Source organism: Sphingomonas sp. 320_CC, from assembly GCF_059691795.1.
The window spans coordinates 326,461-340,355 of record NZ_JCAWAE010000001.1 but is presented as its reverse complement, the minus strand read 5'-3'; the positions used below and the strand labels follow the sequence as shown (position 1 = coordinate 340,355).

Genomic DNA, 13,895 nt, shown 5'->3' with positions numbered 1-13,895 from the left:
GCCTACAGCGCGCGGGGCTCGCCCGCCACCCATAGATGCGTGCAGACTTGTGCTTCGGGGGTATCGCCGGCGTCTAGCGCCGCGACGGTGACCCAGCCCTGCGCGCGCATTGCTGCGCCTTCGCTGGCGGGCGTGCCGAACGGGAGGAAGAGACGGCGGCGGTCGACGGTGGCGACGCGCTCGACGAGCGCATCGGCGAACAGCGAGAAGCCCGTCGCAGCTTCCTCAGCGCCGTTTTCGTGGACGACGGTGTACGTGCCCCCGCGACCAACTTCACGCGCACTACCGTCGGCGAAGAGCGAGAAGCCGAGCCAGGTCTGGTATTCGAAGCCATGCCGCTCGGTCGGGTCGAGCGTCAACGCGACGCGGCCGTCGAGCGCTTCGGCGATGCGCGCGAGGCCGTCGAGGCGGGAGGCGAGTGCACCGGTGGTGTCGAAGGCGCGGAGGCGGTCCATCGCCTGGTCGAACGGGCCGGCGGCTTCGATCAGCGGAAGGTAGGCCGGAGCAAGAGCAGCAACGGCGCCGGCGTCCTTCGCGTCGAGGCGATCGCGCAGGGTTGCGATCTGCTCGGGCGCGACGGGAAGAGGTCCGGCGGCAAGCGTCGGCACGAGATCGGGGAGCGTAAAGTCGATCGACGCGCCGGTAACATCGGCGGCAGCAATCATGTCGACTGCAACCGCGACGAGTTCCTGCGCGGCGGCAACCGAATCAAGCCCGATGAGTTCGCATCCGATCTGCCGAGTCTCACGCGCGGGCGCGAGCTGTGACGCCCGCAGCTTAAGCACGGAGCCAGCATAGCTCAGCCGAACCGGCCGAGGGTGATGCCCCATCCGAGTGGCGGCGATCCGCGCGACCTGTGCGGTGATGTCCGGCCGGATCGCGAGCGTGCGTTGCGACACCGGATCGACGAAGCGTACTGCGTCGTGCAGCCCACCAGCCTTCAGTCGCATCTCAAGCCCGTCGGCGAATTCGGCGAGCGGCGGATCGACGCGCTCGTAGCCGTGGAGACGCGCAGCTTCGAGCACGCAGGCCTCCAGCGCCGCTGCCGAATCGGCGAACGGGGGGAGGCGATCTCGGAAGCCTTCGGGGAGGAGTGCGGTCATCGTGTCAGGTCCACGCGTATGACAAGTGCATCGCCCAACACTTGCAGAACGCCTTCGAGATTGGTCATCACATCGGTATTGGCGAAACGGATCACCCGATATCCCTGCTCTTCCAGCCACGCCGTCCTGCGGGCGTCGCGTGCTTGGTCGGTGTGCGTATCGCCGTCAAGCTCGACGACCAGCATGTGCGAACGCGCGACGAAATCAGCGATGAACGCGCCGATCACGACCTGGCGGGTGAACTTCACGCCTTGGAAGCGCTTGGCGCGGACTTCGTACCAGAACCGCATTTCCGGCCCAGTCTGCCCGGACCGCATCGCCTTCGCCTGGCTCAGCATGCTGTCATCGGTCTTGGTCACTGCTCCCTCTCCCCTTTGGGGAGAGGGCCGGGGAGAGGGGCCGCCCCAAACGCCATCTCTCGGTACTGCCCCCCTCCCCTACCCTCTCCCCAAGGGGAGAGGGAGTCTTGTCAGAAGTTGAGGCCCATCGCGGTCTTTACGCCGGGAAGCGCGCGGACCTTGGTCAGCAGGTCCGGCGTCACCGCTTCGTCAACCGACAGCAGCAGCACAGCCTCGCCACCCGCAGACCGGCGCCCAAGATGGAACGTCCCGATATTCACCCCAGCCTCGCCAAGCGCAGTCCCGAGACGACCGATGAACCCCGGCGCATCCTCGTTAACGACATACAGCATCGGCCCCGCCAGATCGGCCTCGATCTTGATCCCGAGCAGCTCGACCAGACGCGGCGCCGAATCGCCAAACAACGTACCCGCCACCGAACGCTCGCCATCCTCGGTCTTCACCGAGACGCGCAGCAGCGTATGGTAATCCGCCTCACGTTCGGTACGCACTTCGCGCACCTCAAGACCACGCTCCCGCGCCAGCACCGGCGCGTTGACCATGTTGACCGTCGCGGTCTGCGTCTGGAGATAGCCCGCCAGCACCGCACTCACGATCGGCTTCGCGTTCAGATCCGCCGCCGCGCCCTCGGTATGCACCGAGATCCGCGACACCGCACCCGTCGTCAACTGACCGACCAGCGACCCGAGCTTCTCCGCCAGCGCCATGTACGGCTTCAGCTTCGGCGCTTCCTCCGCCGACAGCGACGGCATGTTGAGCGCATTCGTGACGCCGCCCGACATCAGGAAATCGGCCATCTGCTCGGCGACCTGGATCGCGACGTTGACCTGCGCCTCGGTGGTCGACGCGCCAAGATGCGGCGTGCTGACGAAGTTCGGCGTGTTGAACAGCGGCGACGCCTTGGCGGGCTCCTCGACGAACACGTCGAGCGCTGCGCCGCCGACCTGGCCCGAATCGAGCGCCGCCTTCAGCGCGACCTCGTCGATCAAGCCGCCGCGTGCGCAGTTGATGATGCGCACCCCCTTCTTGGTCTTGGCGAGCGCCTCGGCCGAGAGAATGTTGCGCGTCTGATCGGTCAGCGGGGTGTGCAGCGTGATGAAGTCGGCACGCGCGAGCAGTTCGTCGAGCGTGACCTTCTCGACGCCGATCTCGATCGCGCGCTCGGGCGTCAGGAACGGATCGAACGCGACGACCTTCATCTTGAGGCCGCGCGCGCGATCGGCGACGATCGAGCCGATATTGCCCGCACCGATCAGGCCGAGCGTCTTCGACGTCAGCTCGACACCCATGAAGCGGTTCTTCTCCCACTTGCCGGCCTGCGTGGAAGCGTCCGCTTCCGGGAGTTGCCGGGCGAGCGCGAACATCAGCGCGATCGCGTGCTCGGCGGTGGTGATCGAGTTGCCGAACGGCGTGTTCATCACGACTACGCCCTTCGCCGACGCGGCGGGGATGTCGACGTTGTCGACGCCGATGCCGGCGCGGCCGACGACCTTCAGGTTGGTGGCGTGCTCAAGGATTTCCTTGGTAACCTTGGTCGAACTGCGGATAGCAAGGCCGTCATACTCGCCGATGATCGCGATCAGTTCGGCAGGCGTCTTGCCGGTGATCTCGTCGACCTCGACACCGCGCTCGCGGAAGATCTGGGCGGCGCGGGGATCCATTTTGTCGGAAATAAGGACTTTTGGCATGGGATTGCTCCTGGAAATTCGGTGAATTGGGGTGCCGCCTTCCGTTCTGATCCTCACCCCTCCCCGTCATCCCGGCGGACGCCGGGACCCACGGTTGCGGTTCGCTTCATGAGCGGACGCTCCGTGTCCATGGGTCCCGGCGTGCGCCGGGATGACGGAATGGGGGTGGTTGTTGGAAGGAAGACGTAAAAGACGCGGTAGCTAGTTAGGCGGCCTTGGCGGTCGCGTAGGCCCAGTCGAGCCACGGGCCGAGCGCCTCGATATCGGCGGTGTCGACGGTCGCACCGCACCAGATCCGCAAGCCCGGAGGCGCGTCGCGGTAGCCCGCCACGTCGTACGCAGCGCCAGCCTTTTCAAGCGCAGAGGCCATCGCCTTGATCAACGCCTCGTCCGCACCCTCGACAGTGAGGCACACGCTGGTCTTCGACCGCGTTGCCGGATCGACCGCCAGATGACCAAGCCAATCGCGCTCCGCCACGATCTTGTCCAACGCCGCTGCATTCGCGTCCGAGCGCTTGATCAAGCCGTCCTCGCCAAGCGACTTCGCCCATTCGAGACTGAAGATCGCATCCTCGACCGCCAGCATCGACGGCGTGTTGATCGTCTCGCCCTTGAACACGCCTTCGGTAAGCTTGCCCTTCGAGACCAAGCGGAACACCTTCGGCAGCGGCCAGGCCGGCGTATAGCTCTCCAGCCGCTCGACCGCACGCGGCCCAAGGATCAGCACGCCGTGCGCGCCCTCCCCGCCGAGCACCTTCTGCCACGAGAAGGTCGCCACATCGATCTTGGTCCAGTCGATATCGTACGCAAACACGCCGCTGGTCGCATCGGCGAACGACAGACCCTCGCGATCGTCCGGGATCCAGTCCGCGTTCGGCACGCGCACGCCGCTGGTGGTGCCGTTCCAGGTGAACAGCACGTCGTTCGACCAATCGACCGCGTCCAGATCGGGCAGCTGGCCGTAATCGGCGCGCACCACCGTAGGGTCGATCTTGAGCTGCTTCACTGCATCGGTGACCCAGCCCTCGCCGAAGCTTTCCCACGCCAGCGCGGTGACGGGCTTGGCGCCGAGCATTGTCCACATCGCCATCTCGTACGCGCCGGTGTCGGAACCGGGGACGATGCCGATGCGGTGCGTGTCGGGGAGCTTCAACAGCTCGCGCATCAGGTCGATGCTGTACTGGAGGCGGGTCTTGCCGATCTTCGAGCGATGCGAGCGACCGAGCGAATCGGTGGCGAGCTTGTCCGCGGACCAACCCGGAGGTTTCGCGCAGGGACCGGAGCTGAAAAAGGGACGTGCCGGCTTCGTAGCGGGCAGCGCAGGCGCATCTGTAGCGGGTGCGTAGGTCGTATCAGTCATGTATCTCTCCTCACAGAGAGCACGCGCGGCGTTGGGACCGCGTGGCCCGTCGCCGGCCCTAACGGCGTTCGGCGGGGTGTCAACCGCGTTCGATTGCAAGCGCGCGGCGGCGGGACTCGCCCCACCGTGCGCCAAACTCGCTCCGTCACCCCGGGCTTGTTCCGGGGCCCACCGTGCCGCACGGCCGTCGGCATGGGGGACAAGATTGCAAGTGAATGCCGGAACGAGGCTCTCCTGAGCGTGGCCGAAGGGCCCGGCATGACAAAGTGGTTGGGGCTCGTGTGCCTGGCCCTCACACTTGCCGCCTGCGGACGTGCCGATCGCCCCACGGCGCCAACCAAGACCCGCCCCAACCTCTCCGTTCCAAGCAACCGCGAGACCGCGCAGTGCCTCGCCGACCTGCGCGAGCTCCACGTCTCGTTCCAAGTCCTGCCCGACCGCGAGACCGGCCCCGGATGCGGCCTGAACGGCACGGTGAAGCTCGTCGATATCGGCGTGCCCGTCGCCAATCTCACCGCGGTCCGCTGCGGCGCGGCACGTGCGTTCATCGGCTGGACGCGCAACGCGGTGGCGCCCGCCGCGTACCAGATGCTCGGCAGCGAACTCGCGCGGGTCGACAGCATGGGGAGTTACGCCTGCCGCAACGTGGTCGGCTCGGCGCGCAACGTCAGCCGCCGCTCGGGCCACGCGATCGCGAACGCGATCGACGTCGGCGGGTTCGTACTGAAGGACGGGCGGCGAATCACCGTGCTCAACGACTGGAACTCGTCCGACCCGCAGGTCCGCCAATTCCTCCAGACGATCCGCGCCTCGGCGTGCAAGCGGTTCGGCACGGTGCTCAGCCCCGACTACAACGCCGCGCACCGCAACCACCTCCATCTCGAAGACGATCACGCCAATTTCTGCCGCTAGCGCACCGCTCTAGCCCTCCCCTCGCGTTTCCTCTAATCGCGCCTGAATGACCGATACACGAGTACCATCGCGCGTTTTTCCGAACGCCAGCCAGGATGCCGAGTCCGCCCGCGACTCCGTTTCTACCCCCCAGACGCAGCACCCGCATTACCGGCTCGCCTTCCAGGACATGGACTTCCTGTTGCGCGAAGACCTGCGGCCGGTGCGGTTCCAGCTCGAACTGCTGAAGACCGAACTCGTCCTCGACGAGGCGAAGATCGGCTCGACCTTCGTATTCTACGGCTCCGCACGCATTCCCGAGCCGTCCAAGGCGCAGGCGTTGCTGAAGCTCGCGACGGACGAGAAGTCGAAGAAAATCGCCGAGCGGCTGGTCGAGAAGTCGAAATATTACGACGTCGCGCGTGAGCTGGCCGCCAAGGTCAGCGTGCTGCCCCGCGACGAGCGTGGCTGGCGGCAGTTCGTAGTGTGCTCAGGGGGCGGTCCGTCGATCATGGAAGCCGCCAACCGCGGCGCGGACGACGTCGGCGCCGAGTCGATCGGTCTGAACATCGTCCTGCCGCACGAGCAGGCGCCAAACCCGTACGTCACGCCGTCGCTGTCGGTGCAGTTCCACTATTTCGCGCTGCGCAAGATGCACTTCCTGCTGCACGCGCGCGCGCTTGCCGCGTTTCCGGGTGGGTTCGGGACGTTCGACGAACTGTTCGAGCTGCTGACGCTGATCCAGACGGGCAAGATCCAGCCGATTCCTGTGCTGCTGTTCGGGCGTCAGTTCTGGGAGCGGGTCGTGAACTTCGACGCGCTGGTCGAGGAAGGCGTCGTCAGCGAGAAGGACCTGGGGATCTTCCGCTATGTCGAGACAGCCGACGAGGCCTGGGACGCGGTGCAGTCGTTCTATCGCGAGCGTGCCGAGAAGGAAGCGGCCGAGGGCTGAGCCTTCCGGAGAGGGGAACCTTCTGCTCCCTCTCCCCCTTCCGGGGAGAGGGCTGGGGTGAGGGGCTGTTCCAGGCGCCGCACTGCTTGGCAGCCCCTCACCCCGACCCTCTCCCCGCAGGGGAGAGGGAGAAGCGGCTACTTCTCCGAGCGGGCGCCCTTGCGAGCGGCTTCGGGATCGACCGACGGCGCGCCGGAGGCGGGTGTGCCGGTGTTGGCGATGTCCGCGGTGGGTGCACCCTTCGTTGCCGCTGCCTCCGCCGCATTCGCGGTCGCGGGCTGATCCTTCGCCGCGGCATCCTTGCCGGCCGCCGGAGCAGCGCCAGCCGCAGGAGCCGCCGGCAACGGCAGGTTCGAGCCCTGCTGGTTCAGATACAGGATCACGTTTGCGCGATCCTGCGCATTCCCGAGCCCCGCAAACGTCATCTTCGTCCCCGGCGCGAACTTGCGCGGCGAGGTCAGCCACGCGTTCAGCTTGTCGAAGTCCCACTTGCCGCCGACCCCTGCCAGCGCCGACGAGAAGGCGTACCCGGCCTTGCCCTTGGCGATTTCCTCGCCGACCGTGCCGTACAGGTTCGGGCCGACGCCGTTCGCGCCGCCCTGGTTGATGGTGTGGCAGGCGGCGCACTTCTTGAACACTTCGGCGCCCTTGGCGGCGTCGGCGGTCGGCAGCAGCGAGGCGATCGGCACTTCGGCGGCCGCACCCTCGCCGCCCTCGGCGACGACGCCCTCGATCGCATAGCCCATCTTCTCGGGGCGCTCGCCGTGGAACATCATCCCGCCGACGATCGACAGCCCGAGCGCCGCACCACAGCCTGCGAGCACCCAGCCGGCGATCGTATTGGTCCGATTGTCCATCTTGTGCATCCGCCCTGTTCTGTTTGGGATAGCCATAGAAAACGCGAGCGCGCACCGCAAGCCGCGCTTGAAGGGCGGGTATATGGCGGGCGGCGGCGCTTTACGCGGCTTGAACAGGCAGGCAGCGCGCTTTAGGCGCTCGGCGCATGGAAAACTTCGCCGCACCCGCCCGCCCGATCGTCGCGCGGATGACCGACGCCGCCGCCGCCGAGCCCGCGCGCGCCGTCGCGTTCCAGGGTGCACCGGGCGCGAACAGCCATGTCGCCGCGGTCGAGGCGTTCCCGGACGGCCTGCCCCTGCCCAGTTTCGATTTCTCCGACGCGATCGACGCCGTGAAGGACGGCCGCGCCGATTGCGCGATCATCCCGATCGAGAATTCGCTGCATGGCCGCGTCGCCGACATCCACTTCCTGCTCCCCGAATCGGGCCTCGTGATCACCGGCGAGCATTTCCTGCCGATCCGCCACGCACTAATGGCCTGCGGCCCGCGCGACGGCATCCGCAAGGCGATGAGCCATCCGCAGGCACTGGGGCAGTGTCGGCACTGGCTGAAGGCGCACGGGATCGAGCCGGTGAGCTATCCCGACACCGCAGGCGCCGCGGCAGTGGTGGCGGAGTTGGCCGACCCCGCGATCGCCGCACTCGCACCGCCCGCTGCTGCGGCGCTGTATGGTCTCGAACTGCTCGCGACCGACATCGCCGATGCGGACCACAATACGACGCGGTTCGTCGTGCTGGCGCGCGGCGGCAAGCCTCCCGCGGCACAGGAACCGGTTGGCGGCGAATGGATGACGACGCTGATCTTCGAGGTCAGGAACGTCCCCGCCGCGCTCTACAAGGCGGTCGGTGGGTTCGCGACCAACGGGGTGAACATCACCAAGCTCGAAAGCTACCAGCGCAACGGCAGCTTCTCCGCGACGGAATTCTATGCGGATGTCGTGGGGAAGCCGGGCGACGCGAACCTCGACCATGCGCTGGAGGAACTGGGGTTCCACTCGAAATGGCTGCGCGTGCTGGGGACGTATCGGCAGGCGCGCTCGCGGGGGTGACCATACGGGGGGAGTTCTAAACCCCCGTTCGTCCTGAACGAAGTCGAAGGACATGCCCAAAACGACGGTGCTTCGACTTCGCTCAGCACGAACGGAAATTAGGCGTTTGACGGGCCGATTTAATTAGCTGCTGGCAACCTCAGCCGCACCAGCAACCCACCAAGATCCTCGCTCTCCTCAAGCGCGACCGTCCCCTCGTAGATCTCCGCCACGTCCCGCACGATCGCCAGCCCCAGCCCGGTCCCCGGTTTCCCCGTATCCAGCCGCACACCCCGATCGAAGATACGCACCCGCTCCTCTTCCGGAATGCCGACGCCGTCGTCCTCGACCAGGAACTCGACGAAGCCCGACTGCGCGCCGACCGTCACGAACACGCTGCCGCCTCCGTACTTCGCCGCGTTCTCGATCAGGTTGCCGAGCATCTCGTCAAGATCCTGCCGCTCGACATGGACCTGAAGCCCACGCGGCCCGGTCACGTCGATCCGGACATGCCGGTACAGCCGACCGACAGCCCGCTCGACCGACTCCAGGCTCGGCCAAACATCCGCACGGCTATGCGCAGACCCACGACGCCCTACAGCCCGCGCCCGCGCGAGGTGATGGTCGACCTGCCGCCGCATCGTCCGCGCCTCGCGGATGACCGTGTCGGCCAGATCGTCCGACTGCGCCGTCGCCGCGTTCATGATCACCGTCAGCGGCGTCTTCAGCGCGTGCGCGAGGTTGCCGGCATGGCGTCGCGCCTCCTCCGCCTGCCGCTCGTTATGCTCGATCAGCGCGTTGAGTTCCTCGACCATCGGCGCGACCTCGACCGGCATCGCGCTCGACACGCGGTTCGACTGGCCCGCCCGCATCCGCGCGATCTCCTCGCGCACCCGCCGCAGCGGCCACAGCCCGTAGAACGTCTGCAGCGCCGCCATCACGATCAGCCCGAGCGCGAGCAGCGCGAAGCTCCGCACCAGCGTCCGCCGCAACGTCGTGATCTGCGCATCGAGCCCGTCGCGGCTCTGCGCCACCTGGAAGCGCCAATGCACCTTCGACCCGGGGATCACCGCGTCCCGCTCGACGACGCGAAGCTTCTCGTCCGGAAACTGTGTGCTGTCGTAGAAATGCGCGTTGCGGTCGTCATGCGTCCCGCCGAACGCGAGCCGCCGATCCCACAGCGAACGCGACGGGAAATCCTCGCGACCCTTGCCCGACACCTGCCAGTACAGCCCTGAATACGGCTCGACGAAGCGCTGGTCGGCCGCCGCCTCGCGCGAGAAGATCACCTCGCCGTCGGGGCCGATCTCGGACGAATTAAGCAGCGACCGCAGCACATATTCCAGTTGGTCGTCGAAATTGCGCGTCACCGCCGCGGACAGCACCCGGTCGAGCGCGAACCCACCGCCGCTGAGCAGCACGCCGATCCACACCGCCGCGATCAGGATCATCCGCCGCGACAGCGATCCCTTGACCGCGGCAGGCACGCGGATCGGCCCGTCCGCTATCGGCGTGTCTGTGACCGGCGCGCTGTCCATCGTCAGCCGATCAGGCGTCCGGATCTTCGAGGCTGTAGCCAAGCCCACGGATCGTCGTGATCACGTCCTGGCCAAGCTTCTTGCGGATGCGCGTCACGAACACCTCGATCGTGTTCGAATCACGATCGAAATCCTGGTCGTAGATATGCTCGATCAGCTCGGTGCGGCTGACGACCTTGCCCTTGTGGTGCAGCAGATAGCTCAGCAGCTTGTATTCCTGCGCCGTCAGCTTCACCGGCTCGCCGGCGCGCGTCACCTTGCCGCTGCGCGTGTCGAGGCGAATGTCACCCGCAGTCAGCTCGGACGAAGCATTGCCCGAAGCACGACGGATCAGCGCACGAAGACGCGCGATCAGCTCCTCGCTCTGGAACGGCTTGGCGACGTAATCGTCCGCGCCCGCATCGAGGCCCGCGACCTTGTCCGACCAGCTGTCGCGCGCGGTCAGCACCAGCACGGGCATCGTCTTGCCCTCCTTGCGCCAGCGATCGAGCACCGTCAGCCCGTCGATTTCCGGCAGGCCGAGGTCGAGCACGACCGCGTCGTAATTCTCGGTCGAGCCGAGGAAATGCCCTTCCTCGCCATCGACCGCGAGATCGATCGCATAGCCGGCCCCTTCCAGGGTATTCTTCAATTGCTGGCCGAGATTCGGCTCGTCCTCGACGATCAGAACGCGCATGACAATCCTCTCGATTACAGTGTTCAGCGACCCGTGCGGCCGACGATCTGGCCGTTACGGCCATCGACGTCGACCCAGATGACGGTTCCATCGCGCAGGAATTTCAGCGTGTAAATGGCGCTGCCCGAATCATAGTCCGAGCCGAGATACTGCGCGCCCCGCATCGTCGGGATCACACGCGACTCGATCTCGCGCAAAGACGGCGCTCCGGTCTTGCGCGCCTGCAACGCCGACATCTGGTCGCTGCGGCGCTGCGGGGGCTCGCCCGCCAGCATGGGTGCGGCACCCATCAGAAACGGCGCAGCGGCCAGGGTTGCAAGGAAAAGCAGCATCTTCATGGCGGTGGCATAGGCCTCCCGCATTGAACAGCCTGTGAATGATCGCGACAGGCCGCCGACAGCACGATGCCCGCGCGGTGTAACTTGCCTGCATCACTTCGCCCCCCTACGTGGCGCGAACATGGCAGCACCAATCTTAGCATTCGAAGGCCTCGGACTCGTCCAGGGCTCGGGATGGCTCTTTCGCAATCTCGACATCCATATCGGACCGCGCGACCGGCTCGCGCTGATCGGCCGCAACGGCGCCGGCAAGACGACCTTGCTAAAATTGCTCGGCGGCAGCGTCCAGGCGGATGAGGGCCGCAGGACGATCGTCCCCGGCACTCGCGTCGTCATCCTCGAGCAGGAGCCCGATCTGCGCGGTTTCGCCACGCTGCGCGATTACGTGATGGCGGGCGACGATGCGCCGGTGAACTACGAGGCGGATTCGATCGCCGACCAGCTCGGCATCGACCTGTCGCGCGAGGCGGCTTCCGCGTCAGGTGGCGAGCGGCGCCGCGCGGCGATCGTCCGGGCGCTGTCGCAGGACCCCGACGTGCTGCTGCTCGACGAGCCGACCAACCATCTCGACATCGGTGCGATCGAATGGATCGAGGACTGGCTCAAGCGCTTCCGCGGCGCGTTCGTCGTGATCAGCCATGACCGCACCTTCCTGACCCGCCTCACCAAGCAGACCTTGTGGCTCGATCGCGGTGCGATCCGTCGTGCGGAGATCGGCTTCGGCGGGTTCGAGGCCTGGACCGAGCAGGTCTATGCCGAGGAACAGCGCCAGGCCGAGAAGCTCGACGCGCGGCTCAAGCTCGAGGAGCATTGGCTGCTCCGCGGCGTCACCGGCCGGCGCAAGCGCAACCAGGGCCGCCTCACCAAGCTGCACGAAATGCGCGCCGAACGCGCCTCGATGATCGGGCCGCAGGGCTCGGCAAACCTGACGACCGCCAGCGACGACACCAAGTCGAAGGTCGTGATCGACGCGAAGAACGTCACCAAGGTATACGGCGACCGCACGATCATCGGCGACCTGACGCTACGTGTGACCAGAGGAGACCGCATAGGAATCGTCGGCCGCAACGGTGCGGGCAAGTCGACCTTGCTCAAGCTGCTGACGGGCGAGATCCAGCCCGACAGCGGATCGATCAAGCTCGCGCAGACCCTGGACGCGGTGGTGATCGACCAGCAGCGCAGCCTGATGGCACCCGAGAAGACGGTCCGCGAAGTCGTCGTCGATGGCGGCGAATGGATCGACGTGCTCGGCGTTCGGAAGCACATCCACGGCTATCTGAAAGACTTCCTGTTCGACCCTAACATGGTCGACGCGAAGATCGGCTCGCTGTCGGGTGGTGAGCGCTCGCGGCTTTTGCTGGCGCGTGAGTTCGCCAAGCCGTCCAACCTGCTGGTGCTCGACGAGCCGACCAACGACCTCGATCTCGAGACGCTCGATTTGTTGCAGGAGGTGATCGGCGATTACGACGGCACCGTGCTGATCGTCAGCCATGACCGCGACTTCCTTGACCGCACCGTGACGATCACGCTCGGTCTCGACGGTTCGGGCACGGTCGACGTGGTCGCGGGCGGCTACGAGGATTGGGAAAAGCGTCGCGTGTCGACGACGACCGGCAAGCGTGCTTCGAAGAAGGTCGCGGCGACCGCCCCCGTCGCTGCGGCGCCCCGCGCGAAACTGACCTACAAGGACCAGCGCGACTACGAGATGCTGCCCAAGCGAATCGAGGAACTCGACGCGCAGATGGCAGCCGATGCGGTCAAGCTGGCGAAGCCCGACCTCTACATGCGCGACAATGCGACGTTCGCGAAGCTGACCAAGGCCATGGATGCTGCGCGCGCCGAAAAGGAGGCCGCGGAGCTGCGTTGGCTCGAGCTTGCAGAAATGGTTGAGGGAACTTCTTGAACTAGATTTAGCTGGACGTTTCCCTCTTCGGTCAATACGGGAACCACGGTGCGATTGCTGCGTTGCGGCAGTTCTGTTTGTTTAATGCGGAGATGTATATGAAGCTCAAGGCCCTTACCGGCGGCGCACTTGCCGTTGCAATGATGACCACCTCGGTTGCAGCGTCGGCTGCTCCTGCCAGCCTGTCGGTTGCGAACGCACGCGTTGGCTCGGCAACGTCCGGCAAGAACGAGCTCGCAGGCGGCGGCGGCATCTTCGCCCTCCTGATCGTAGCTGGCGTTGCAGCGATCGGCGTTATCGCCATCGTCAACGACAACAACGACGATTCGGACAGCAACTGATGTTGCCGGGCCGGTGCTTCGGCACCGGCCCACCGTTTTGAGATTACAACGCCTTGCCGGCGCGACCGGCTAGATCGACGATATATTGCCACGCGACGCGGCCCGAGCGGCTGCCCCGACGTGTAGCCCAACCGATGGCCTCGCCCGGTTCGAACTCCAGATCATGTGTCGCCGCATAGGCCGCAACGATCGCAAGATACCCTTCCTGATCAAGTGCATGAAAGCCAAGGCTGAGGCCAAAGCGATCCGATAGCGCCAGATGATCGTCCGCCGAATCGCGCGGATTGATCGCACGTTCCTGTTCGGCGAGGTCCCGCGGCGCCAGATGCCGTCGATTGGCGGTCACCAGCAATCGGACATTGGCAGGCCGGGGTTCCGCCCCACCCTCCAGCATTGACCGAACCGCCCGCGCCTCGGCCGGCACGTCGAACCCTAGATCGTCGACGAATACGACGAACGCGCGCCTCACCTGCGTCAAGGCTGCGAACAGCGTCGGCAGTCCGGCAAGCTCGGTGACCTCGACCAGCGCAATGTCGCCGCCCGAACCCTGCACGTCAGCCACCGCACTTTTAACGAGCGCCGACTTGCCGGTTCCTCGCGCGCCCCACAGCAGAACGTCCTGCGCGGCATGCCCCGCCGCGAGATGGCGCAGATTGGCCAGCAGCGACGCCTTCTGGCGATCGACACCGATAAGCATATCGAGCGGCAGCGGCGCAAACCCGCGCGCCGGCTGGAGCACCCCGCCACGCCAGACATACGCAGGATGCGCGCGCGGATCGGCAGCCGGCGGCGGGGGCGGCGACAAGCGCTCAAGCGCGGCGGCGATGCGGTCCAGCGGATCGGTCATGCGCGGCTTCTGAC

Annotated in this window: 14 protein-coding genes; 5 read left to right on the top strand and 9 right to left on the bottom strand. The window is 66.3% G+C overall.

Features of this window, described 5'->3' with window-relative positions:
* Positions 1-2: 2 nt before the first annotated feature.
* The 4 genes from AC59GX_RS01565 to AC59GX_RS01550 form a co-directional block, all read right to left on the bottom strand.
* Positions 3-1,103: an ATP phosphoribosyltransferase regulatory subunit gene (locus tag AC59GX_RS01565; protein ID WP_426282585.1), complete on the bottom strand. Its 1,101-nt coding sequence runs from the start codon at positions 1,101-1,103 to the stop codon at positions 3-5.
* Positions 1,100-1,462, bottom strand: coding sequence for an endonuclease domain-containing protein (locus tag AC59GX_RS01560; RefSeq protein ID WP_426282586.1), 363 nt, complete (start codon positions 1,460-1,462; stop codon positions 1,100-1,102). Before AC59GX_RS01560 ends, AC59GX_RS01565 begins: the two co-directional genes overlap by 4 nt.
* Before the next feature lie 110 nt (positions 1,463-1,572).
* On the bottom strand, positions 1,573-3,150 hold the full coding sequence (serA, locus tag AC59GX_RS01555; protein WP_093398618.1) for a phosphoglycerate dehydrogenase: 1,578 nt from the start codon (positions 3,148-3,150) through the stop codon (positions 1,573-1,575).
* Between the two features lie 205 nt (positions 3,151-3,355).
* A complete protein-coding gene (locus tag AC59GX_RS01550) occupies positions 3,356-4,510 on the bottom strand; it encodes a phosphoserine transaminase (protein WP_426282587.1) in 1,155 nt (384 codons plus the stop codon).
* 258 nt (positions 4,511-4,768) lie between these two features.
* On the opposite strand from AC59GX_RS01550, the gene AC59GX_RS01545 reads away from it, so the two are divergent.
* Positions 4,769-5,422, top strand: a complete 654-nt coding sequence (locus AC59GX_RS01545; RefSeq protein ID WP_426282588.1) for an extensin family protein — start codon at positions 4,769-4,771, stop codon at positions 5,420-5,422.
* Positions 5,423-5,468: 46 nt separating this feature from the next.
* Positions 5,469-6,353: an LOG family protein gene (locus AC59GX_RS01540; RefSeq protein ID WP_056484830.1), complete on the top strand. Its 885-nt coding sequence runs from the start codon at positions 5,469-5,471 to the stop codon at positions 6,351-6,353.
* 137 nt (positions 6,354-6,490) lie between these two features.
* On the opposite strand, the gene AC59GX_RS01535 is transcribed toward AC59GX_RS01540, so the two are convergent.
* Complete coding sequence (locus AC59GX_RS01535) at positions 6,491-7,210, bottom strand: c-type cytochrome (protein WP_426282589.1); 720 nt, start codon at positions 7,208-7,210, stop codon at positions 6,491-6,493.
* A gap of 146 nt (positions 7,211-7,356) precedes the next feature.
* Here AC59GX_RS01535 and AC59GX_RS01530 point away from each other — a divergent pair, with 146 nt between their 5' ends.
* A complete protein-coding gene (locus AC59GX_RS01530; protein ID WP_426282590.1) occupies positions 7,357-8,259 on the top strand; it encodes a prephenate dehydratase in 903 nt (300 codons plus the stop codon).
* Positions 8,260-8,378: 119 nt separating this feature from the next.
* Here AC59GX_RS01530 and AC59GX_RS01525 read toward each other — a convergent pair whose 3' ends face one another.
* From AC59GX_RS01525 to AC59GX_RS01515, 3 genes are all read right to left on the bottom strand, one after another.
* Entirely contained in the window at positions 8,379-9,689 is a 1,311-nt protein-coding gene (locus AC59GX_RS01525) for a sensor histidine kinase (protein ID WP_056485281.1), read from the bottom strand.
* Between the two features lie 97 nt (positions 9,690-9,786).
* Positions 9,787-10,452, bottom strand: coding sequence for a response regulator transcription factor (locus AC59GX_RS01520; RefSeq protein WP_056061146.1), 666 nt, complete (start codon positions 10,450-10,452; stop codon positions 9,787-9,789).
* 23 nt (positions 10,453-10,475) lie between these two features.
* Positions 10,476-10,790, bottom strand: coding sequence for a hypothetical protein (locus AC59GX_RS01515; RefSeq protein WP_056061812.1), 315 nt, complete (start codon positions 10,788-10,790; stop codon positions 10,476-10,478).
* A gap of 121 nt (positions 10,791-10,911) precedes the next feature.
* On the opposite strand from AC59GX_RS01515, the gene AC59GX_RS01510 reads away from it, so the two are divergent.
* Both AC59GX_RS01510 and AC59GX_RS01505 read left to right on the top strand, forming a co-directional pair.
* Positions 10,912-12,693, top strand: a complete 1,782-nt coding sequence (locus AC59GX_RS01510) for an ABC-F family ATP-binding cassette domain-containing protein (protein WP_136189230.1) — start codon at positions 10,912-10,914, stop codon at positions 12,691-12,693.
* Positions 12,694-12,791: 98 nt separating this feature from the next.
* Entirely contained in the window at positions 12,792-13,034 is a 243-nt protein-coding gene (locus tag AC59GX_RS01505; protein WP_082452997.1) for a hypothetical protein, read from the top strand.
* Positions 13,035-13,077: 43 nt separating this feature from the next.
* Here AC59GX_RS01505 and AC59GX_RS01500 read toward each other — a convergent pair whose 3' ends face one another.
* Positions 13,078-13,881: a DUF815 domain-containing protein gene (locus AC59GX_RS01500; protein WP_426282591.1), complete on the bottom strand. Its 804-nt coding sequence runs from the start codon at positions 13,879-13,881 to the stop codon at positions 13,078-13,080.
* Between the last annotated feature and the right edge of the window lie 14 nt (positions 13,882-13,895).

Excerpts from the sequence above, each read along its gene's own strand:
- AC59GX_RS01530 (WP_426282590.1), top strand. The coding sequence starts at position 7,357 with ATGGAAAACTTCGCCGCACCCGCCCGCCCGATCGTCGCGCGGATGACC.
- AC59GX_RS01510 (WP_136189230.1), top strand. The coding sequence starts at position 10,912 with ATGGCAGCACCAATCTTAGCATTCGAAGGCCTCGGACTCGTCCAGGGC.
- AC59GX_RS01520 (WP_056061146.1), bottom strand. The coding sequence starts at position 10,452 with ATGCGCGTTCTGATCGTCGAGGACGAGCCGAATCTCGGCCAGCAATTG.
- AC59GX_RS01550 (WP_426282587.1), bottom strand. The coding sequence starts at position 4,510 with ATGACTGATACGACCTACGCACCCGCTACAGATGCGCCTGCGCTGCCC.
- AC59GX_RS01525 (WP_056485281.1), bottom strand. The coding sequence starts at position 9,689 with ATGATCCTGATCGCGGCGGTGTGGATCGGCGTGCTGCTCAGCGGCGGT.
- AC59GX_RS01515 (WP_056061812.1), bottom strand. The coding sequence starts at position 10,790 with ATGAAGATGCTGCTTTTCCTTGCAACCCTGGCCGCTGCGCCGTTTCTG.
- serA (WP_093398618.1), bottom strand. The coding sequence starts at position 3,150 with ATGCCAAAAGTCCTTATTTCCGACAAAATGGATCCCCGCGCCGCCCAG.
- AC59GX_RS01500 (WP_426282591.1), bottom strand. The coding sequence starts at position 13,881 with ATGACCGATCCGCTGGACCGCATCGCCGCCGCGCTTGAGCGCTTGTCG.
- AC59GX_RS01565 (WP_426282585.1), bottom strand. The coding sequence starts at position 1,103 with ATGACCGCACTCCTCCCCGAAGGCTTCCGAGATCGCCTCCCCCCGTTC.
- AC59GX_RS01540 (WP_056484830.1), top strand. The coding sequence starts at position 5,469 with ATGACCGATACACGAGTACCATCGCGCGTTTTTCCGAACGCCAGCCAG.
- AC59GX_RS01545 (WP_426282588.1), top strand. The coding sequence starts at position 4,769 with ATGACAAAGTGGTTGGGGCTCGTGTGCCTGGCCCTCACACTTGCCGCC.
- AC59GX_RS01535 (WP_426282589.1), bottom strand. The coding sequence starts at position 7,210 with ATGGACAATCGGACCAATACGATCGCCGGCTGGGTGCTCGCAGGCTGT.
- AC59GX_RS01505 (WP_082452997.1), top strand. The coding sequence starts at position 12,792 with ATGAAGCTCAAGGCCCTTACCGGCGGCGCACTTGCCGTTGCAATGATG.